The organism is Comamonas sp. B21-038 (assembly GCF_022387135.1).
GTDB lineage: Bacteria > Pseudomonadota > Gammaproteobacteria > Burkholderiales > Burkholderiaceae_C > Comamonas > Comamonas sediminis.
On record NZ_CP092462.1, the window covers coordinates 2,901,969 to 2,921,961 of the forward strand.

Below are 19,993 nucleotides of genomic sequence, written 5' to 3' on the forward strand. Positions count from 1 at the left end.
ATCGTCAGATGGGGCGGCGGGCCACCAAAAACAAGCGGGGAAAGGCCAGCAGGCGCCGGCCATCGCTGCGCAGGCTGTAGGCAGCATCGATGCGGCGCGTGTATTCGGCCACAAAGCTGGTTTGCAGCTCGGCACGCAGAGGCTGGAGAAACGGCCGCAGACCGGTGCCACGAACCCATTGGACAATCGCCTCCGCACTGTCCATTGGGTGCTGGTACGCCGTACGCCAGGCATCCACCTGCGCAACACGGGCCAACACATCGTAGTAATCATTCAAAGACAGCAAATCCGTGCGCAACGCATGCGGATCGCCGATCTCTGCAGCCCAGGGCTGCAGCGCTGCCACCTCACGCATCAGGCGGTGGGTGGGCTCATCGCGGTTGTCCGGCATCTGCACGGCCAGTACGCCACCGGGCGCCAGCATGCCCATCAAGCGGGGCAGCAGCTGCGCGTGGTCCGGCACCCATTGCAGGGCCGCATTGGCAAAAATCAGGTCGGGCAAACGCCCGTTGTGCAGTGGAGCCTGCCAATGGGCGATGTCACCCTGCTCAAAATGCACATGCGCAAGACGCTGGCGCGCAGCGGCCAGCATGTCTTGCGACTGGTCGACACCCAGCACCCGTGCATGCACGAAGCGCTGGGCCAGCAGCTCGGTGGAATTGCCCGGCCCGCAGCCCAGATCCACCACATAGGCGGCATCGTCGGGCAGCGCCACGCGCGCCAGCAGCTCGGCGGCCGGGCGCGTGCGCTCGTCCTCGAACCGGCTGTAGAGCTGGGCATTCCATGCAAGCATGCGGGTCGGCCTTGGATTACAGCAGGTGCTTGACGCCGTCCTGCTCGCCTTGCAGCTCAGCCAGGGTCTTGTCGATGCATTCTTGCGAGAATGCGTCGATTTCCAGGCCTTCGACGATCTTGTATTCGCCGTTTTCGGTGGTCACGGGGAAGCCGAAGATGATGCCGGCAGGGATGCCGTATTCGCCATTCGAAGGCACGCCCATGGTCACCCATTCGCCCGCCGAGCCCAGGGCCCAGTCACGCATGTGGTCGATGGCGGCGTTGGCAGCCGATGCTGCCGACGACAGGCCACGAGCGGCAATGATGGCGGCGCCACGCTTGCCCACGGTGGGCAGGAACACGTCCTTGTTCCAGGTCTGGTCGTTGATCGCTTCCTTGACCGACTTGCCGTCCACGGTGGCGAAACGGTAGTCGGCGTACATCGTTGGCGAGTGGTTGCCCCAGACGGTCAGCTTGCGGATGTCGCCCACCTTGAAGCCGCCCTTGGCAGCCAGCTGGGAAGCAGCGCGGTTGTGGTCCAGGCGCAGCATGGCGGTGAAGTTCTTCGCGGGCAGGTCCGGAGCCGACTTCATCGCGATGTAGGCATTGGTGTTGGCAGGGTTGCCCACCACCAGCACCTTGACGTTGCGCGAAGCGACAGCGTTCAGGGCCTTGCCTTGGGCGGTGAAGATCTGGGCATTGGCAGCCAGCAGGTCAGCGCGCTCCATGCCTGGGCCGCGAGGACGGGCGCCCACGAGCAGTGCGTAGTCGGTGTCCTTGAAGGCTTGCAGCGGATCGCTGTGGGCTTCGATACCGGCCAGCAGAGGGAAAGCGCAGTCTTCCAGCTCCATGATCACGCCCTTGAGCGCGTTCTGTGCCTTTTCGTCAGGAATTTCCAGCAGTTGCAGGATGACAGGCTGGTCCTTGCCCAGCATTTCGCCCGACGCGATGCGGAACAACAGGGCATAACCGATTTGACCAGCGGCACCGGTAACGGCGACACGTACGGGCTTCTTGCTCATGGGAAAACTCCAGAAAATAGAAATGAGGTGTCCAAGCAGGCCAGCATCGGAGAACGTGTCAAACGACTGGAATCAGCGATCGGGAGGCCCCGATGGCAGGTCTGTAAACAGCGCGTAAGTGTACTCTTGAACAGATCACTCAGTCAATTTGTCTTATGTCTTATATAAGATATGATTGACCTCTGATGCGCTATACAATGCGCGCTGTAATTTTGAACCGTTGGATGTCACATCCACTGTGACACCCGAGAGATTGAATCTCTCCCAAGACAAGCGCATGACATCTTCCACCCCCAATGCAAACGACACCGGCATCCCGTCCGCTGGCGACAGCGTGGGTGGTGCGACCCCTGCTTTCAGCCCGCTCTACCAGCAGATCAAGGGCCTGATCCTGCAAAGCCTGGAGGCTGGTGCCTGGAAACCCGGCGAGATGATCCCCAGCGAGATGGAGCTGGCAGCCCGCTACCGCGTCAGCCAGGGCACCGTGCGCAAGGCCATCGACGAGCTGGCCGCCGAGAACCTGCTGCTGCGCCGCCAGGGCAAGGGCACCTTTGTGGCCACCCATGCCGAGCGCAATGTGCAGTACCGTTTCCTGCGGCTCCTGCCCGACAGTGGCGACCTCAATGAGGAAGGCCCTGCCCAGCGCAACATCATCTCCTGCCGCAGCATCAAGGGTCCCAGCGAGATCTGCAAGCTGCTGCAGGTGCCCACCGGTGAATCGCTGATCCATGTGCGGCGCGTGCTCGTGTTCGCAGGCATTCCGACGATTGTCGAAGACATCTGGCTGCCCAGCAGCAGCTTCAAGGGCCTGTCGGCCGAGCAGATGCGCGACTACCCCGGCGCCACCTATGCCATGTTCGAGGTGGAGTACGGCGTGCGCATGGTACGCGCCCAGGAAAAGCTGCGCGCCGTGCTGCCCGATGCCGCCCAGGCCCAACTGCTCGATGTCGATGCGCACACTCCATTGCTCAGCGTGGAGCGCGTTGCTTACACCTATAACGATGTTCCCATGGAATTACGACGAGGTCTTTATCGGACGGACACCCACCATTACAGCAATACCCTGAGCTAATGCACCGGTCAAGTCAGAGTAGTCACCACGGGGTTAAAGAGAAACCCTTAGACCTGCGCGCTGCATTGCAATAAAATTTTGCAGGTTTGCGCCTAGCGATTACATAGCAGTTACATCCACGAAAGTTTTCACACCATGACAGATACCACGAAGAAGCGGCCCGAGTTTCGCAATATCAACCCTTTGTCGGACCTCACCACCTACCGCTTGCCGCTGGCCGGCAAGCTGTCGATCCTGCACCGCGTCAGTGGTCTGGTCATGTTCTTCCTGCTGCCTTTCGTGATCTGGCTGCTCGACACCTCGATCTCCTCCGAGTTCTCCTACGCCCGCTTCACCGCCGCCTTCAACACCGGCGCTGGCATCTTCCCGGGCTGGTTCATCAAGCTGGCCGTGCTGGCGCTGATCTGGTCCTACCTGCACCACTTCTGCGCCGGCCTGCGCCACATCTGGATGGACGTCTCGCACAAGGCGGTCAACAAGGAATTCGGCAAGAACTCGGCGCTCGCCTGCTTTGTCGTCAGCCTGGCGCTGACGGCCATCCTGGGCGCCAAGCTGTTTGGCCTGTACTGATCGCCCACGACTGCATTCACTGATAAATAGAAAGGATTCCCCATGTCCGTCAATTACGGCTCCAAACGTGTCGTGACAGGTGCCCACTACGGTTTGCGCGACTGGCTGGCCCAGCGCGTGACCGGTCTGCTGATGGCCCTGTTCACCGTGGCCCTGCTGGTGCAGGTGCTGATGATCAAAGGCCCCATCGGCTACGAACAGTGGGCAGGCATCTTCGCCCACCAGTGGATGAAGTTCATCACCGTGGGCACGCTCGTCGCGCTGGCCTACCACGCCTGGGTCGGCATGCGTGAAATCTTCATGGACTACATCCAACCCGTCGGCCTGCGCCTGGTGATGCAGATTTTCGTGCTGGTCTGGCTGGTCGGCTGCCTCGGCTGGGGCCTCCAGGTTCTGTGGCGTCTGTGATACCCGCGATTGAAAGAGAACAATGAGCTATACAAAAGAGAACATCACCAAGCGCAAGTTTGATGTCGTCATCATCGGCGCTGGCGGATCGGGCCTGCGCGCTGCGCTGGAACTGTCCAAGGCCGGCCTGTCCGTGGCCGCCTTGTCCAAGGTTTTCCCCACCCGCTCGCACACCGTGGCAGCGCAAGGTGGCGTGTCTGCCTCGCTGGGCAACATGTCGCCCGACAACTGGGAATGGCACTTCTACGACACCATCAAGGGCTCGGACTGGCTCGGTGACCAGGATGCGATCGAGTTCATGTGCCGCGAAGCACCCAAGGTGGTGTACGAGCTGGAACATTTCGGCATGCCTTTCGACCGCAACCCCGACGGCACCATCTACCAGCGCCCGTTTGGCGGCCACACCGCCAACCACGGCGAAAAGCCGGTGCAACGCGCCTGCGCTGCCGCTGACCGTACCGGCCACGCGATGCTGCACACGCTGTACCAGCAGAACGTCAAGTCCAAGACCAACTTCTTCGTCGAGTGGATGGCACTGGACCTGATCCGTGACGAATCCGGTGACGTCATTGGCGTGACCGCGCTGGAGCTGGAAACCGGCGATCTGTATGAGCTGCACGCCAAGGCAGTGCTGCTGGCCACCGGCGGTGCAGGCCGCATCTTCCAGGCATCGACCAACGCTTTCATCAACACCGGCGATGGCCTGGGCATGGCGGCACGTGCAGGCATCCCGCTGCAGGACATGGAGTTCTGGCAGTTCCACCCCACCGGCGTGGCCGGCGCGGGCGTGCTGCTGACCGAAGGCTGCCGTGGTGAAGGCGCCATTTTGCGCAACAGCGACGGCGAGCGTTTCATGGAGCGCTATGCGCCCACCTTGAAGGACCTGGCCCCGCGCGACTTCGTCTCGCGCTCGATGGACCAGGAAATCAAGGAAGGCCGTGGCTGCGGTCCGAACAAGGACTACATCTTGCTGGACATGACCCACCTGGGTGCAGAAACCATCCGCAAGCGCCTGCCGTCGGTGGAAGAGATCGGCCACAACTTCGCCAACGTGGACATCACCAAGGAACCGATTCCTGTGGTGCCTACGATCCACTACCAGATGGGTGGCATCCCCACGAACATCAACGGCCAGGTCGTTGTCTGGGACGGTCAGGAAAACAAGGTTGTCAACGGCCTGTACGCGGTGGGTGAATGCTCCTGCGTGTCGGTGCACGGCGCCAACCGCCTGGGCACGAACTCGCTGCTGGACCTGCTGGTCTTTGGCAAGTCGGCCGGCAAGCACATCGTCAACTACGTCAACGGCTATGGCGAATTCAAGCCCATGCCTGAGAACGCATCGGACTTCTCGCTGTCGCGCCTGAACAAGCTCGACGAGTCGAGCAGCGGTGAATACGCGCAGGACGTGGCCAATGACATCCGCGCCTGCATGCAACTGCACGCCGGCGTGTTCCGTACACAAAAGAGCATGGACGAAGGGGTCAAGAAGATTGCCGACATCCGCGCCCGCGTTGGTGGCGTAACCTTGAAGGACAAGTCCAAGGTCTGGAACACCGCCCGCATGGAAGCACTGGAAGTGGCCAACCTGATCGAAGTGGCACAAGCGACGATGGTCTCGGCCGCCGCCCGCAAGGAATGCCGTGGCGCCCACACCGTGGACGACTACGAACACCCTGCCGATGATCCCAAGTACCCACTGGGCCGCAATGACATCGACTGGCTCAAGCACACGCTGTGGTACAGCGCCGCCAACAGCCTCGAGTACAAGCCCGTGCAACTCAAGCCGCTGACCGTGCCGTCGGTACCGCCCAAGGTTCGTACCTTCTAAATCCACGCAGCCCACGAAAGAACATCCCAAAATGAAGCGTACTTTCAAAATCTATCGCTACGATCCCGATAAAGATGCCAAGCCCTACATGCAGTCCGTGGAGGTGGAACTCGACGGTCACGAGCGCATGCTGCTGGACGCACTGGTCAAGCTCAAGGAACTCGATCCGTCGATCTCCTTCCGCCGCTCCTGCCGCGAAGGCGTCTGCGGTTCGGACGCGATGAACATCAACGGCAAGAACGGCCTGGCGTGCCTGACGAACATGAACACCCTCAAGGGTGACATCGTCTTGAAGCCTCTGCCCGGTCTGCCGGTCATCCGCGACTTGATCGTGGACATGACCCAGTTCTTCAAGCAATACCACTCGATCAAGCCCTACCTGATGGCCGACAGCTTTGTCGCCAACGAGAAGGAGCGCCTGCAGTCGCCCGAAGAGCGCGAAGAGCTCAACGGCCTGTACGAGTGCATTCTGTGCGCCAGCTGCTCGACCAGCTGCCCATCGTTCTGGTGGAACCCCGACAAGTTCGTGGGCCCTGCCGGTCTGCTGCAGGCCTACCGCTTCATCGCCGACAGCCGCGATGACCATACCGGTGAGCGCCTGGACAACCTGGAAGACCCCTACCGTCTGTTCCGCTGCCACACCATCATGAACTGCGTGGACGTGTGCCCCAAGCACCTCAACCCCACGAAGGCGATTGGCAAGATCAAGGAACTGATGGTTCGCCGTGCGGTGTAAGAACCAGATTGAGCAATGATGGAAAACGAACTGCTGGATGAACGTGAACGCGACCTGCTGCGCTGGCGCAGCCGCCGAGGGCTGGTGGAGAACGACATCTTCGTCGAGCAGTTCTTCCGCACATACGGAGCAAGCCTGAATGTCCGCCAGGCGCAAGGGCTGACCACTTTGATGAACCTGTCGGACAACGACCTGCTGGACTTGCTGCTCAAGCGCAAGGAACCAACAGGCGACCTCGACACGCCAGATGTTCATGAAGTGCTGGAGATGCTGCGCAGCCGAAAACCACGCGCATCTCTTGCGGACTAACTCGAGAAGGAACCAGTTTTATGAAACTAGCAGACAACAAAGCCACGCTATCGTTTAGCAACGGCGCAGCAAGCGTAGACCTTCCCGTCTACCAGGGCTCGATCGGCCCGGATGTCATCGACATCCGCAAGCTGTACGCGCAGACCGGCATGTTCACGTACGACCCCGGTTTCCTCTCGACGGCTGCCTGCCAGTCGGCCATCACCTATATCGATGGTGACAAGGGCGAGCTGCTGTACCGCGGCTACCCGATCGAGCAGCTGGCCAAGAACTGCAACTACCTCGAAACCTGCTACCTGCTGCTGTACGGCGAACTGCCCAATGCAACGCAGAAGGCCGAGTTCGAAGACACGGTGACCAAGCATACGATGGTCAACGAGCAGATGCAGTTCTTCTTGCGTGGCTTCCGCCGCGATGCGCACCCCATGGCCGTTCTGACGGGCCTGGTGGGCGGCATGTCGGCCTTCTACCATGACAGCACCGACATCACCAACCCTGAGCACCGCAACATCGCTGCGATCCGCCTGATCGCCAAGCTGCCCACGCTGGTGGCCATGGCCTACAAGTACGGCACGGGCCAGCCATACATGTACCCGAAGAACGACCTGTCCTATGCAGGCAACTTCATGCGCATGATGTTTGGCAACCCTTGCGAAGACTATGTGGTGAACCCTGTGGTGGAGCGCGCGCTCGACCGCATCTTCATCCTGCACGCAGACCACGAGCAGAACGCGTCGACTTCGACCGTGCGCCTGTGCGGCTCCTCGGGCACCAACCCGTTTGCCGCCATCTCCGCTGGTGTTGCCTGCCTGTGGGGCCCTGCCCACGGCGGCGCCAACGAAGCCTGTCTGAACATGCTCGAAAGCATCCAGGCCAATGGCGGCATCGCCAAGGTCGGTGAGTTCATGGAGCAGGTCAAGGACAAGTCCAGCGGCGTCAAGCTGATGGGCTTTGGCCACCGCGTCTACAAGAACTACGACCCACGTGCCAAGCTGATGCAGGAAACCTGCAACGAGATCCTGGCCGAGCTGGGCCTGGAAAACGATCCGCTGTTCGCACTGGCCAAGCAGGTCGAGAAGATCGCGCTGGAAGACGACTACTTCGTCTCGCGCAAGCTGTACCCGAACGTCGACTTCTACTCGGGCATCGTGCAGCGCGCCATCGGCATCCCCGTCAAGCTGTTCACCGGCATCTTCGCACTGGCCCGTACCGTCGGCTGGATCGCCCAGCTCAACGAGCAGATGGCCGATCCCGAGTACAAGATTGGCCGTCCACGCCAGCTGTACACCGGCTCGGTGGTGCGCGACGTCAAGCCTATCGCCCAGCGTTGATGGGACGCAGCCAGGCAGCCCATGCGCCGCCTGGCACTGCGCCGCAACTCTTTGAAAACCCGCTACGGCGGGTTTTTTTACGCCAGCTGCGCATTAATCGCTTGTTAAGCTGGCGCGCCGACGATGGCGGGATGAATTTCTTTGCCCGGTTTATCACTTCCACAGGCAAGGCCGCCGGCACGGCGGCATTCCCGCCCCATCCGGCCGACCTGCCCTTCAGCGCTGACCTGGCCACCACCACCCCCCACCAGCCGCCGCGGCCCGTGTGGCTGTGGAGCCTGGTCGTCAGCCTGTGGCTGGCCAGCGTAGGCAACCTGGCTTTGTGGAAGGCGATATCGCAGGCCGAAGGCCTGAGCAGCGCCCAGCAGTGGGTATTGGGAACGAGTCTGGGCCTGGCCATTGCATGCGCCTGCTGGGCGTTGCTGACCCTGGTCAGCTGGGGCCGTGCGGCCAAGCCGGTGATGGCCACGCTGTGCTGGATCTCCGCCTTTGCGGCCTGCTTCATGCTGAACTATGGCATCGCCATTGATGCATCGATGCTCACCAATGTGCTGCAGACCGACGTCAAGGAAGCGGCGGACCTGCTGCACTGGAGCCTGTTTGTGACCGTCGGCGCCATCGCCATTCCCCCCACCTGGTGGATCTGGCGCCAGACCCTGCCCCGGCACCATGGCTGGCGCCCGGTGCTCCAGCAGCTGGGCATGGTGCTGCTGGCCGTGCTGGCGATGGTCGTCGTCGTGATGGCAGGCTTCAGACCCATCTCGTCGGCCATGCGCAACCACACCAATCTGCGCTACATGATGAACCCGCTGTCGACCGTCTATGCCGCAGGCAACCTGGTGGCCCAGCAAATCCACCACCGCGACACGACCCTCTACCCGATTGGCGAAGACGCCAAGCTCGGCGCCAGCTATGCGGGCCAGACCGCGTTTCCGATCTATGCACTGGTGGTCGGCGAGACAGGGCGCGCGGGCAATTTTGCCGTCAATGGCTATGACCGGCCCACCACGCCTTTGCTGTCTGCGCGCGACGATCTGGCAGTCGCCACCAATGCCTGGTCCTGTGGCACCAGCACCGCCGTGTCGGTGCCCTGCATGTTCTCCCACCTGGGGCGCAGCAGCCAGAACAGCGACAAGTCCTATGAAAACCTGCTCGATGTCTTGCAGCGCGCCGGCCTGGCCGTGCTGTGGGTGGAGAACCAATCGGGCTGCAAGGGCGTCTGCACCCGCGTGCACAACGCCAACACCGAGACCGACCTGCCTGCCGCCGCCCGCAAGGCGCTCTGCCAGGACGGCGAGTGCGTGGACATGGCCTTGCTAGAAGGACTGGACGAGCGCATCAATGCGCTGCCCGCCGAGCAACGCGCCAAGGGCGTCGTCCTGGTGCTGCACCAGATGGGCAGCCATGGCCCAGCCTACTTCAAGCGCTCGCTGGGCGAGGACAAGCGCTTCAGCCCCGAGTGCAATAACGTCAATCTGCAGTCCTGCGACCGCGCATCGCTGGTCAACGCCTATGACAACAGCGTCGTCGCCACCGACCGCATGCTGGGCAGCCTGATCGGCTGGCTCGCCAGCAAGGGCCAGCGCCAGCCCACCGCGATGATGTATGTGGCCGACCATGGCGAATCGCTGGGCGAGAACAACCTCTATCTGCATGGCCTGCCCTACTCTGTCGCGCCCGATGTGCAAAAGCATGTGCCATGGATCACCTGGCTGTCGCCCGCGATGCAGCAGCGCATGGGCATGCGCACCAGCTGCCTGCAGCAAGCGGTGGCCACCGCCCGCATCAGCCACGACAACCTGTTCCACTCGATGCTGGGCCTGACCGATGTGCAGACCGCGCTGCACCAGCCCGATCTGGACATTTTTGCCAGCTGCAAGGGCTCTGCGCCGCCCGCGACCCTCGCGCACCTGGCGTCAGCCTCTGCGCCTGCAAGCTTTGCGACAGCGCAGCCAGTCCATGTCGCTGCTGCACGAAAGCGCGGCTAAAACAGGTTTCCCTGCCCCGGGTGTGGTGCCTGCGCGGCGCCCGCTTGCCGGGGCACCAGCAACTGCCGGGCCCGCCAGGCCTCAAAACCGCGCCAATCCATCTCCAGCCGCTCGCGCCCATAGCCCAGCTGCACGCAGGCACGCACAAAGCGCTGCCGCACCAGGTCGGCCCACAGGCCCTGGCCCTTCAAGCGGCTGAACGACTGGCTGTCATAGCTCTTGCCGCGCAGCCGGTCGGCCTCGCTGATCTGGTGCAGGTCGCGCACCCGCTGCATCACCCGGGCGGCGCGCTGCGGGTAGTGGGCCTGCAGCCACTGCTGGAAAACGCCATTGAGCTCCCAGGGCAGGCGCAGCACGGTGTAGAAGGCGGTGCTGGCACCGGCCTCGCGCGCCGCTGCCAGCACCTCCTCCATGTCCTCGGTCAAAAACGGAATGTGCGGCGCCACACTCACGCCCACCGGGATGCCCGCCTCGGTCAGCCGGCGTATCGTGCGCAGCCGCCGGTGGGGGGCCGCTGCCCGTGGCTCGAGCAGGCGGGTGAGCTGCGGATCCAGGCTGGTGATGGTGATGTAGACCGCCGCCGCGTTCTTGCGCGCCGCTGCAGCAATCAGGTCGATATCACGCTCCACGGCGCTGCTCTTGGTGATCAGCGAGAACGGATGCTCGGCCTCGCTGAGCACCTCGATCAGCTGCCGCGTCAGCCCCAGCTCCCGCTCGATCGGCTGGTAGCAGTCGGTGGCAGAGCCGATATTGAGCGAGGCAGGCTGGTAGCTCGGGCGGCTGATCTCAGCCTTCAGCACCTGGGCAATATTGGTCTTGGCAAACAACTGGGTTTCAAAATCCAGCCCGGGCGAGAGATTCAGGTAGCTGTGGTACGGCCGGGCATAGCAGTAGATGCAGCCATGCTCGCAGCCTCGGTAGGGATTGACCGAGTGATCAAAGAAGATATCGGGCGAGTCATTTTTCTGGATCGCGCTGCGGGCCCGCTCCTCATGCACCTGGGTCGGCAGGCTTTCCGCGTCCTGCTGCCACCAGGCGCCTTCTTCCAGATGCTGGTCTGCATCGCCTGCAACAGGCGCCGCAGCGGTGGCAGGGGTCCAGCCATCGTCGGCCCATTCCCGCACATCGCTGGCAAAGCGGTGGCGGGGGGCGCCTACTGCGCCCCGCCCCTTGCGGGCCACCGGCAGCGGCACGCGCACTGGCACAGGCCCATCCAGCTCGTCCGCGCAGCGCTGCAGCACCTGCGGGTCTTCCCGCGCGGCAGCGTTCAAGGTATTGGTGGAGGGATGGCGGGCAGGCATGAAAACTGTTTTTATATACAGTATTTCCATGCATTGTGCGCGATCCGGAGCGGCCGTGCAAGCGCCGAGAAAACCAGGGCTATTCGCACCGTTTTGGTGCGAAATGGGGCATGGCCTACATTCGGGGATTACATACTCCGGAGGAAGTTTTCATGTCTCGCAAACCCCAACTCATCCTGTCATCCCTGGATGTGGACCGCTTGGAAGCACTGCTGGAAGCGATGCCAGCCAGTGCCTTCCCTGGCAAGGCGGATCTGGAGGCCGAGATTGCCCGTGCCGATATCGTGGAGCCGGCCGATATCCCACCGGATGTGGTGACGATGAACTCCACGGTGAACTTCGATATTGCCGAATCGGGCAAGCAGTTCCAGCTGACCCTGGTCTACCCCAAGGACCTGGACGACACCAGCAGCAAGATTTCGGTATTTGCACCGGTGGGCAGTGCACTGCTGGGCCTGTCGATTGGCAATGAACTGGCCTGGCCATCGGTGGGCGGAAAAACCATGACGGTGCGCGTGACCGGCATCAGCTACCAGCCCGAGCGGGCTGGAGATCTGCACCGCTAGCAATCCCTACATCGACAAGCGCGCGCCGACCAGACTGACCAGCAGGCCGGCACCGACCAGACCCAGCTCCCAGCGGGCCACCGAACGCAGGCTGGGCGTGCGCGCCTCGACACCCAGGTAGAGCGCGCGCCCGGCCAGCAGCGACAGCGCAAAGGCCAGGCCCATGCCCAGCCAGTTCAGCCAGGGCTGGCTCGGCCAGACATGCGAGACCACCGCGTTGCACAGCACCACGATCGAAAAGTGCACCAGAAACACCGAGTAACCCATTTGGCCCAGCGACTGCAGCCAGCGCACCGGCGCCTGGCGGCCCAGCCAATCGACCAGGCGGCTGTCCGAAGGCACACGCATCAACCACAGCAGTGCCACGGCGCCACACAGGGCCACCGCGATGCGCAGGCGGAAATCCACCTCCAATGACAGCAGGCCCAGTGCCAGCAATGCGGCCGTCCAGGACCAGGGCTTGGCACTTTGGCTGCCCCAGAAAGCCAGCATGCCCATGCCATAGGCGCCGATAAAGTAGACAAACCACATGTCCAGCTCACTGTGGCGGTTGAGCACCAGCAGCGACAGCGCCGTCATCGCCAGAACCACCCACTGACCCAGTTGCAGGCCCAGCCACTGGCGCGGCCAGCGGCGGCTGAATGCGAACAGCAGCGTCACCGCAGCAAACAGCTGGAAGTCGATGGCAACATACCAGACGCCTGCCGACAGCGCGTCTTCACCGCTGATGTCCTGCAGCATCAGCGCATTGGCGATCAACTGCTGCCAAGTCGGCTCGGCGGGTACGGATTCATGGGCAAACCAGGGCCGCACCAGCGCTGCGATAAGCACCGCCAGCAACAGCGCGACGGAATAAGGCGCCAGCAGCCGCAGCGCGCGCTGGCCGATCTTGGCCAGCGGGCTGCCAAAGCGGGCCACGCCTTGGGGTGCCAGGCTGGCGGCCGACAGAAAGCCACCCATGACCAGGAAAATCTGCACGGCGATGCGCGCATATTCCGCCAGCCACTCGATGATGCCGGGGGTGACTTGTGCTGCAACATCCGACATCGGGCCATAGAAAGCCAGGTGGTGCCAGACGATGGCAGCACAGCAAGCCCCTTTGGTCATGTCCAGCCACAGATTTCGTTTGTTATGGGTTGTGGTGGTAGGCAAGATAGTCTCTGGCCAGCTGATCCGCCATGGGCATGCCATCGCGGCGCAGTCCGGCAATGTTCTGACAAAGGTGTGGCACCGCGCGCGCAGTGCCACTCCATGTGTAACGCCGTTGTATCCGCTGCCGTTGACGGGGCGGCCCTGCTCATAGACCGAAAACTGCCGTCTTTACAAAGCGGCTATAGCAAGCGCCGGGCCATGGCGGCCTGGCGTTTCAGCTTTTCCAGAAAAAACCGATAATCAGCGCCATGAAACAAGCCCCAACGCCGCTGCCCGAGCTCACCCGCCAATTCGTGTCACATTTTGGCGAAATGGGCAGCCGCTGGGGCATCAACCGCACGGTAGGACAGATCTACGCGCTGATCTTTCTGTCGCCCCAGCCCATCAATGCCGACGAGATTGCCGAGGGCCTGTCGTTCTCGCGCTCCAATGTCAGCATGGGCTTGAAGGAGCTGCAATCCTGGCGCCTGGTACACATGCGCCACCAGCCGGGTGACCGGCGCGAGTACTTTGAAGCGCCAGCCGATGTCTGGGAAATCTTCCGCACCCTGGCCGAGGAGCGCCGCCGCCGCGAGATCGAACCCACCCAGTCGATGCTGCGCTCCGCGCTGCTGCAGGAAACCCATTCCGCCGACGAGCAATACGCCCAGCAGCGCATGCAGGAGATGTACGACCTGATCGACAAGCTGATGACCTGGTTTGACGATGTGCAGCGCCTCAACCCCGACACCGCCTTGCAGCTGATGGGCATGGGCAGCGCCGTCACCCGGGTGCTGACCATCAAGGACCGCCTGACCGGCAAATCGCCCGCCCGCAAGGAAGGCAACGACTGAGATGCTGGCGCTGCAAACCCCGGCCGCCATTGCCGAGCGGCTCTGGCCCGGCACGAGCTGGCCTGCGCTGATGCCCGGCCATGGCCTGCCCCGCGCCGAGATTGCCGGTGATTTCTTGCTGCTGGACCACCTCGAAGCCGCCGAAGAAACCTGGGGGCGCGATGCCCCGTTGGCGAACCTGGGCCAGGATTGGTGGGTGTTTGCCTGTTCTGGCACCGGCGACGCCTGGCTGTTGAGCCGTGACCAGCAGCAGACCGTCGCCTTCCTGGACCACGATGCCGGGCCTGATGCCCTGCCCCGGCTGCTCGGCATCGATGCCGGGCAATGGCTGCAACTGGCCGATCTGATGGCCCAGCTGGAAGCGGCGCAAGACCAAGGGCTGGAGCTGGCGCCGCAAGCCTTGGCGCTGATGGAGCAACTGGCGCCAGGCTTATCCGCCCACTACCCCTATTCCCTGGTTTAACGCGTAGGCGCCGCCGTAGCCGTCTTGGGCGCCAGCACAATGCGCAGGCCTTGCTCCTGCACCTCCATGCGCTCGACCGTATAGCCCAGGCCTTGCAGCAGCATGCGCTGGCTGGCCGGGAGTTCATAGACCAGCAGGCCTTGCAGCACCTGCTCGGCCAGGCGGGGGGCATAGGTCTGGAACATGCCCTGGTAGGCGGCAGGCACGCCCTGCATCTGCAACTGCTGCACGCGCACATTGTGCAGACGGATGCTGGCATCGGCATCATGGAAGGCCAGGCCAAAGTCCAGGGTCATCTGGCCGGGGTATTCATTGCCCATCAGTTTTTCGGTCACCCAGATATCGAAGGCGGCACGCAGGCTGTTGCTCTGCGCCAGCAGCTCCACCTTGGGCTTTTGCAGCTGGATGACGACCATGCCCTGCCAGGAGCGGGCCAGCGGAAACTTGGCCGCGACCGCCTGCTGCAGCTGCGCCTGGCTGATGCGAATGCTGCGCGCACCGGCGGGCAGTGGGGCATCGGCCGCCTGCGCCACGCTGGCCGCAAGGCCGGTCCCTACGACCATGGCCGCTGCAGCCCATACCAGGCAATGGCGGCGCGGCAGCAGCGAGGCAGGCCCTGGGGCAAAAAACAGATTCACCATCGCATCACACCGTAGCTGTCAAACGCGGTTCGACAGCGCCGCAGGGCCAAAGTTCAGCCCCGGCGGCCGGTGTTGGTATCTGCGCGTTACGCCGCTTGCGCAGCGGCAGGTACGCGGCTTGGGCCGCCAGCCAGCAGCGCATCGCGGGCTTCGAAGTACTCGCGCTTGAGCCGGGCCACCAGCTCGGCGGCAGGCACCACCTGCTTGACAGCGCCAATGCCCTGGCCACTGCCCCAGATGTCTTTCCAGGCCTTGCGGTCCTTGCCAAAGCTCATCGAGCTGGGGTCGGAGACCGGCAGGTTGTCCGGGTCCATGCCGGCCGCACGGATCGACGGGCTCAGGTAGTTGCCATGCACGCCGGTAAAAAGGTTGCTGTAGACGATGTCGTCCGAGTTGGAGCTGACGATCATCTGCTTGTACTCTTCCACCGCACGCGCCTCGTCAGTGGCGATGAAAGCCGAGCCGATGTAGGCAAAGTCGGCGCCCATGGCCTGGGCAGCCAGCACGGCGCGCCCATGCGCAATGCTGCCCGACAGCGCCAGCGGGCCGTCAAACCATTCACGGATTTCCTGCACCAGCGCAAACGGGCTCTTGATGCCCGCATGGCCACCGGCACCAGCGGCCACGGCGATCAGGCCATCGGCGCCCTTGTCGATGGCCTTGTGTGCAAAGCTGTTGTTGATGATGTCGTGCATCACCACGCCGCCCCAGGAATGGGCCGCCTGGAACACGTCCTCGCGCGCGCCCAGCGAGGTGATCAAAATGGGCACCTTGTACTTTTCGCACAGCGCCATGTCATGCTCCAGGCGCTCATTGGTCCGGTGCACGATCTGGTTGATCGCAAACGGTGCGGCGGGCTGGTCAGGGTGGGCGCGGTTGTGAGCAGCCAGGGTTTCGGTGATTTCGGCCAGCCAGTCATCGAGCTGCTCGGCCGGGCGGGCATTGAGCGCGGGCATGGAGCCGACAATACCGGCCTTGCACTGGGCGATCAGCAACTGCGGGTTGCTGACGATGAACAGCGGCGAGCCGATGACCGGAAAAGGCACGTTCTGCAACGCGCCGGGAAGCTTGGACATACAAGGTCTCCTTCAAATGGCTAAAGCCTTCTGCGCGGTCAGGGCGGCGCAGACCCCCGGCGCCTTGGCCAAGGCGCCGGGGCACTTCAGATGGGGGGCATGGCGCTCAGAAACTGTCCTGCGGCAGCGCCATCACCGGGGCCGCACCGTGCAGCACTTCTTCGCGCAATGCGGAGGTTTTTACCAAAATATGCGTGGCATAGAAATGCGCGGTTGTCACCTTGGCTTCGAGGAAAGCCTGGTCGCCCGCGCCCTGGCTGAGCTGCTGCTCGGCCGCCAGCAAGGCCCGGCCCATTTGCCAGCCGGCCACCAGATTGCCCGCCAGCATCAGGTACGGCACGCTGGCCGCAAACACATCGTTGGGCGCAGTCTTGCTGCCGGCGACCACGTAATCGACGACTGCCAAAAAGTCCTGCCGCGCCTGCGCCAGCGCACGTGCAAAGGCCTGGGCTGCGGCCGAGCTGCCCGCCTTCAGCGCCTGCTCGGTCTGCTCGATCTGGCTGGCGATGCCCCGCGCGGCCTGACCGCCATCGCGGGCCGTTTTGCGGCCCACCAGGTCATTGGCCTGGATGGCCGTAGTGCCTTCATAGATGGTCAAAATCTTGGCGTCGCGGTAGTGCTGGGCCGCACCCGTCTCCTCGATAAAACCCATGCCGCCGTGCACCTGCACGCCCAGGCTGGTGACCTCCTGGCTCATCTCGGTGCTGTAGCCCTTGATCAGCGGCACCATGAACTCATAGAAAGCCTGGTTGTCCTGGCGCACCTGCGCATCGGGATGGGCATGGGCAGCATCAAAGGCCGCAGCGGCCGTCAACGCCATCGCGCGGCAGCCTTCGGTATAGGCGCGCATCGTCATCAGCATGCGGCGCACATCGGGGTGGTGGATGATGGTGGCACTGCCGGCCACGCTGCCATCGACCGGGCGGCTTTGCACACGATCCTTGGCAAAGGCGGCGGCCTGCTGGTAGGCCCGCTCGGCAATGGCCACGCCCTGCAGACCGACCGCATAGCGGGCCGCGTTCATCATGATGAACATGTACTCCAGGCCCCGGTTTTCCTCGCCCACCAAAAAGCCGGTGGCCCCCCCGTGGTCGCCATACTGCAGCACACAGGTGGGCGATGCCTTGATGCCCAGCTTGTGCTCGATGCTGACGCAGTGCACATCGTTGCGCGCACCGAGTGTGCCATCGGCATTGACGAGGAACTTGGGCACCACGAACAGGCTGATGCCCTTGACGCCTTCGGGCGCACCGGCCACCCGGGCCAGCACCAGGTGCACGATGTTCTCGGCCATGTCGTGCTCACCATAGGTGATGAAGATCTTGGTGCCAAAGACCTTGTAGCTGCCATCGCCCTGCCGCTCGGCGCGCGTGCGCACCAGCGCCAGGTCCGAGCCGGCCTGGGGCTCGGTCAGATTCATCGTGCCGGTCCACTGGCCGGAGACCAGCTTGTCCAGGTAGGTCGTTTTCAGCGCATCGCTGCCAGCCGTCAGCAAGGCCTCGATCGCGCCATCGGTCAGCAAGGGGCAGAGCGCAAAGCTCATGTTGGCGCTGTTGAGCATCTCGACACAGGCCGCGCCAATCGTCTTGGGCAAGCCTTGGCCGCCGGCATCGACCGGGTGCTGCAGACCCTGCCAGCCGCCTTGCACATACTGCGCAAAGGCCTCCTTGAATCCCGCCGTGGTGCTGACCTGGCCATCCTTCCAGGTCGAGGGCTGCAGGTCACCCACCACATTCAGCGGCGCTACCACCTCTTCGTTGAAGCGTGCACATTCCTCCAGCACGGCCTGTGCCGTCTCCAGCCCCGCTTCTTCAAAACCGGGAATCTGTGCCACCTGGTCGATACGGGCCAGGTGCTCCATTGCAAACAGCATGTCCTTGACTGGTGCCTTGTAGCTCATCGTTGTCTCCTCGTCTTATCGTTGCTTGTGGTTTAGGGGTGCGCTGCGCAGACAAAAAAAGGCATCCCGCCAGGGGATGCCTTCTTCAGATGCTGCTGTCTGCCACCACGCTGCCCACCACATCCAAGCTCAGCAGGATGCTGTTGCAGTGTGGTGTGGTGGCAGGCACGTTATTTACAGCTTGCTGGCCATCTCGGGCACGGCGTCGAACAGGTCAGCCACCAGGCCGTAGTCCGCCACGCTGAAGATCGGCGCTTCTTCGTCCTTGTTGATCGCCACGATCACCTTGGAGTCCTTCATGCCCGCCAAGTGCTGGATGGCGCCCGAGATGCCCGCTGCCACATACAGCTGGGGCGCGACGATCTTGCCGGTCTGGCCCACTTGCAGGTCGTTGGGCGCGTAGCCCGCATCCACCGCGGCGCGGCTGGCACCAATGGCCGCGCCCAGCTTGTCGGCCAGCGGCGTCATCACTTCGCTGAACTTCTCGGCGCTGCCCAGCGCGCGGCCACCGGAGACGATGATCTTGGCGGCCGTCAGCTCCGGGCGGTCGTTCTTGGTCACTTCGCGGCCCACAAAGCTGCTCTTGCCGCTGCCCTCAACCGCTGCGGCGTTCTCGACCGTGGCCGAGCCACCGGTGGCCGCGGCGGCATCAAAGCCGGTGCCGCGCACGGTGATGACCTTGGTGGCATCGATCGATTGCACGGTGGCAATGGCGTTGCCCGCGTAGATGGGGCGCTCGAACGTGTCGGCGCTCACCACCTTGGTGATGTCGCTGATCTGGGCGACGTCGAGCTTGGCGGCCACGCGCGGGGCGACGTTCTTGCCCGAGGCGGTGGCGGGCGCCAGGATGTGGCTGTAGTTGCCGGCAAGGGCCAGCACTTGCGCGGCCAGGTTTTCAGCCAGGCCATCCTTGAGCGCCGGGCCTTCGGCCAGGATGACTTTGGCTACGCCTGCGATCTGCGCAGCAGCTTGGGCTGCAGCTGCTGCGCCTTCGCCAGCGACGAGCACATGCACATCGCCGCCGCAAGCCAGCGCTGCGGTGACGGTGTTGAGCGTGGCGGTCTTGATCGTTTGGTTGTCGTGTTCTGCAATAACGAGAGCGGTCATTTGTAGGTTTCCTTTTGAGCGGCAGGCTTAGATTACTTTTGCTTCGTTCTTGAGCTTGTCGATCAAGGTGGCCACATCGGGCACCTTCACACCGGCGCCGCGCTTGGCGGGTTCTTGCACCTTCAGGGTCTTCAGGCGCGGGCTCACGTCCACACCCAGCTCTTCTGGCTTGACGGTGTCGAGCTGCTTTTTCTTGGCCTTCATGATGTTGGGCAAGGTGACGTAGCGCGGCTCGTTCAGGCGCAGGTCGGTGGTGATGACGGCGGGCAGCGACAGCGACAGGGTCTCCAGGCCCCCGTCCACTTCGCGCGTCACGCTCACCTTGTCGCCAGCGAGTTCGATCTTGGAGGCGAAGGTGGCCTGGGGCAGGTCGCCCAGCGCGGCCAGCATCTGGCCGGTCTGGTTGGCGTCGTCGTCAATGGCTTGCTTGCCGCAGATCACGAGGCCGGGCTGCTCCTTGTCGACCAGCGCCTTCAGCAGCTTGGCCACGGCCAGCGGCTGCAGCTCTTCGGCGGTTTCGACCAGGATCGCGCGGTCGGCTCCAATGGCCATCGCCGTGCGCAGGGTCTCCTGGCACTGGGTGACACCGCAGCTGACGGCGATGATCTCGGTCACGACGCCCTTTTCCTTCAATCGCACGGCCTCTTCCACCGCGATTTCATCAAAGGGGTTCATCGACATCTTCACGTTCGCAATGTCCACACCCGAGCCATCGCTCTTGACGCGCACCTTGACGTTGTAGTCCACCACGCGTTTGACGGGTACCAGTACTTTCATAAACCTCGACTCCTGAGTTGTTCAATAGGTTTGCGCCAGTGGCAGCGCTTGGGCGCTGCCACGCAGCCATGGGCATGGATCAGGCCATCATCGCACAAAAATGCACGACCGTGCTTTTTTGTAGCCAAGCGGCTCATAA

The 19,993-nt window shown here is 63.1% G+C and carries 20 protein-coding genes; 11 read left to right on the forward strand and 9 right to left on the reverse strand.

Annotation, left to right across the window (positions count from 1 at the left end):
• Nucleotides 1-4 precede the first annotated feature (4 nt).
• Together tam and MJ205_RS13450 are read right to left on the reverse strand one after the other, a co-directional pair.
• Nucleotides 5-793, reverse strand: coding sequence for a trans-aconitate 2-methyltransferase (gene tam / locus MJ205_RS13445; RefSeq protein ID WP_239808934.1), 789 nt, complete (start codon nucleotides 791-793; stop codon nucleotides 5-7).
• Nucleotides 794-809: 16 nt separating this feature from the next.
• Nucleotides 810-1,796 (reverse strand): malate dehydrogenase, encoded by a 987-nt coding sequence (locus tag MJ205_RS13450; protein ID WP_230774505.1) that lies wholly within the window; start codon nucleotides 1,794-1,796, stop codon nucleotides 810-812.
• Between the two features lie 277 nt (nucleotides 1,797-2,073).
• On the opposite strand from MJ205_RS13450, the gene MJ205_RS13455 reads away from it, so the two are divergent.
• The 8 genes from MJ205_RS13455 to MJ205_RS13490 all read left to right on the forward strand — a co-directional run bounded on the left by MJ205_RS13455 (nucleotide 2,074) and on the right by MJ205_RS13490 (nucleotide 10,038).
• Nucleotides 2,074-2,868 (forward strand): GntR family transcriptional regulator, encoded by a 795-nt coding sequence (locus MJ205_RS13455; RefSeq protein WP_239808935.1) that lies wholly within the window; start codon nucleotides 2,074-2,076, stop codon nucleotides 2,866-2,868.
• A 135-nt stretch (nucleotides 2,869-3,003) separates the two neighbouring features.
• Nucleotides 3,004-3,438, forward strand: a complete 435-nt coding sequence (sdhC, locus tag MJ205_RS13460; protein ID WP_239808936.1) for a succinate dehydrogenase, cytochrome b556 subunit — start codon at nucleotides 3,004-3,006, stop codon at nucleotides 3,436-3,438.
• Nucleotides 3,439-3,480: 42 nt separating this feature from the next.
• Entirely contained in the window at nucleotides 3,481-3,846 is a 366-nt protein-coding gene (sdhD, locus tag MJ205_RS13465; protein ID WP_239808937.1) for a succinate dehydrogenase, hydrophobic membrane anchor protein, read from the forward strand.
• 22 nt (nucleotides 3,847-3,868) lie between these two features.
• Nucleotides 3,869-5,674 (forward strand): succinate dehydrogenase flavoprotein subunit, encoded by a 1,806-nt coding sequence (gene sdhA / locus MJ205_RS13470; protein ID WP_239808938.1) that lies wholly within the window; start codon nucleotides 3,869-3,871, stop codon nucleotides 5,672-5,674.
• Between the two features lie 31 nt (nucleotides 5,675-5,705).
• Nucleotides 5,706-6,410, forward strand: coding sequence for a succinate dehydrogenase iron-sulfur subunit (locus MJ205_RS13475; protein WP_239808939.1), 705 nt, complete (start codon nucleotides 5,706-5,708; stop codon nucleotides 6,408-6,410).
• Nucleotides 6,411-6,425: 15 nt separating this feature from the next.
• Nucleotides 6,426-6,719 carry a succinate dehydrogenase assembly factor 2 gene (locus MJ205_RS13480; protein ID WP_239808940.1) on the forward strand — a complete coding sequence of 98 codons (294 nt, stop codon included), beginning with the start codon at nucleotides 6,426-6,428 and terminating at the stop codon, nucleotides 6,717-6,719.
• Nucleotides 6,720-6,739: 20 nt separating this feature from the next.
• Nucleotides 6,740-8,050, forward strand: a complete 1,311-nt coding sequence (locus MJ205_RS13485; protein ID WP_239808941.1) for a citrate synthase — start codon at nucleotides 6,740-6,742, stop codon at nucleotides 8,048-8,050.
• A 131-nt stretch (nucleotides 8,051-8,181) separates the two neighbouring features.
• Nucleotides 8,182-10,038 (forward strand): phosphoethanolamine transferase, encoded by a 1,857-nt coding sequence (locus MJ205_RS13490; protein WP_239808942.1) that lies wholly within the window; start codon nucleotides 8,182-8,184, stop codon nucleotides 10,036-10,038.
• Here MJ205_RS13490 and MJ205_RS13495 read toward each other — a convergent pair.
• Nucleotides 10,035-11,225: a PA0069 family radical SAM protein gene (locus MJ205_RS13495; protein ID WP_446715085.1), complete on the reverse strand. Its 1,191-nt coding sequence runs from the start codon at nucleotides 11,223-11,225 to the stop codon at nucleotides 10,035-10,037. The two genes, MJ205_RS13490 and MJ205_RS13495, sit on opposite strands and share 4 nt — an antisense overlap.
• A 266-nt stretch (nucleotides 11,226-11,491) precedes the next feature.
• On the opposite strand from MJ205_RS13495, the gene rnk reads away from it, so the two are divergent.
• Nucleotides 11,492-11,905: a nucleoside diphosphate kinase regulator gene (rnk, locus tag MJ205_RS13500; protein WP_239808943.1), complete on the forward strand. Its 414-nt coding sequence runs from the start codon at nucleotides 11,492-11,494 to the stop codon at nucleotides 11,903-11,905.
• Nucleotides 11,906-11,911: 6 nt separating this feature from the next.
• Here the strand turns inward: rnk and MJ205_RS13505 are convergent, their stop codons facing one another.
• A complete protein-coding gene (locus MJ205_RS13505) occupies nucleotides 11,912-13,096 on the reverse strand; it encodes an acyltransferase family protein (RefSeq protein ID WP_312807647.1) in 1,185 nt (394 codons plus the stop codon).
• A gap of 209 nt (nucleotides 13,097-13,305) precedes the next feature.
• Between MJ205_RS13505 and MJ205_RS13510 the strand changes: the two genes are divergently transcribed.
• Both MJ205_RS13510 and MJ205_RS13515 read left to right on the forward strand, forming a co-directional pair.
• Nucleotides 13,306-13,890, forward strand: coding sequence for a GbsR/MarR family transcriptional regulator (locus MJ205_RS13510; RefSeq protein WP_239808945.1), 585 nt, complete (start codon nucleotides 13,306-13,308; stop codon nucleotides 13,888-13,890).
• A gap of 1 nt (nucleotide 13,891) precedes the next feature.
• Nucleotides 13,892-14,353 (forward strand): hypothetical protein, encoded by a 462-nt coding sequence (locus MJ205_RS13515; protein WP_239808946.1) that lies wholly within the window; start codon nucleotides 13,892-13,894, stop codon nucleotides 14,351-14,353.
• Here the strand turns inward: MJ205_RS13515 and MJ205_RS13520 are convergent.
• The 5 genes from MJ205_RS13520 to MJ205_RS13540 all read right to left on the reverse strand — a co-directional run bounded on the left by MJ205_RS13520 (nucleotide 14,350) and on the right by MJ205_RS13540 (nucleotide 19,854).
• Nucleotides 14,350-14,994, reverse strand: a complete 645-nt coding sequence (locus MJ205_RS13520; RefSeq protein ID WP_239808947.1) for a hypothetical protein — start codon at nucleotides 14,992-14,994, stop codon at nucleotides 14,350-14,352. The genes MJ205_RS13515 and MJ205_RS13520 overlap by 4 nt on opposite strands.
• A gap of 86 nt (nucleotides 14,995-15,080) precedes the next feature.
• A complete protein-coding gene (locus MJ205_RS13525) occupies nucleotides 15,081-16,070 on the reverse strand; it encodes an NAD(P)H-dependent flavin oxidoreductase (RefSeq protein ID WP_239808948.1) in 990 nt (329 codons plus the stop codon).
• A 106-nt stretch (nucleotides 16,071-16,176) separates the two neighbouring features.
• Entirely contained in the window at nucleotides 16,177-17,970 is a 1,794-nt protein-coding gene (locus tag MJ205_RS13530; RefSeq protein ID WP_239808949.1) for an acyl-CoA dehydrogenase, read from the reverse strand.
• A 174-nt stretch (nucleotides 17,971-18,144) separates the two neighbouring features.
• Entirely contained in the window at nucleotides 18,145-19,077 is a 933-nt protein-coding gene (locus MJ205_RS13535; protein WP_239808950.1) for an electron transfer flavoprotein subunit alpha/FixB family protein, read from the reverse strand.
• A 27-nt stretch (nucleotides 19,078-19,104) separates the two neighbouring features.
• Nucleotides 19,105-19,854, reverse strand: coding sequence for an electron transfer flavoprotein subunit beta/FixA family protein (locus MJ205_RS13540; protein WP_239808951.1), 750 nt, complete (start codon nucleotides 19,852-19,854; stop codon nucleotides 19,105-19,107).
• Nucleotides 19,855-19,993: the final 139 nt, after the last annotated feature.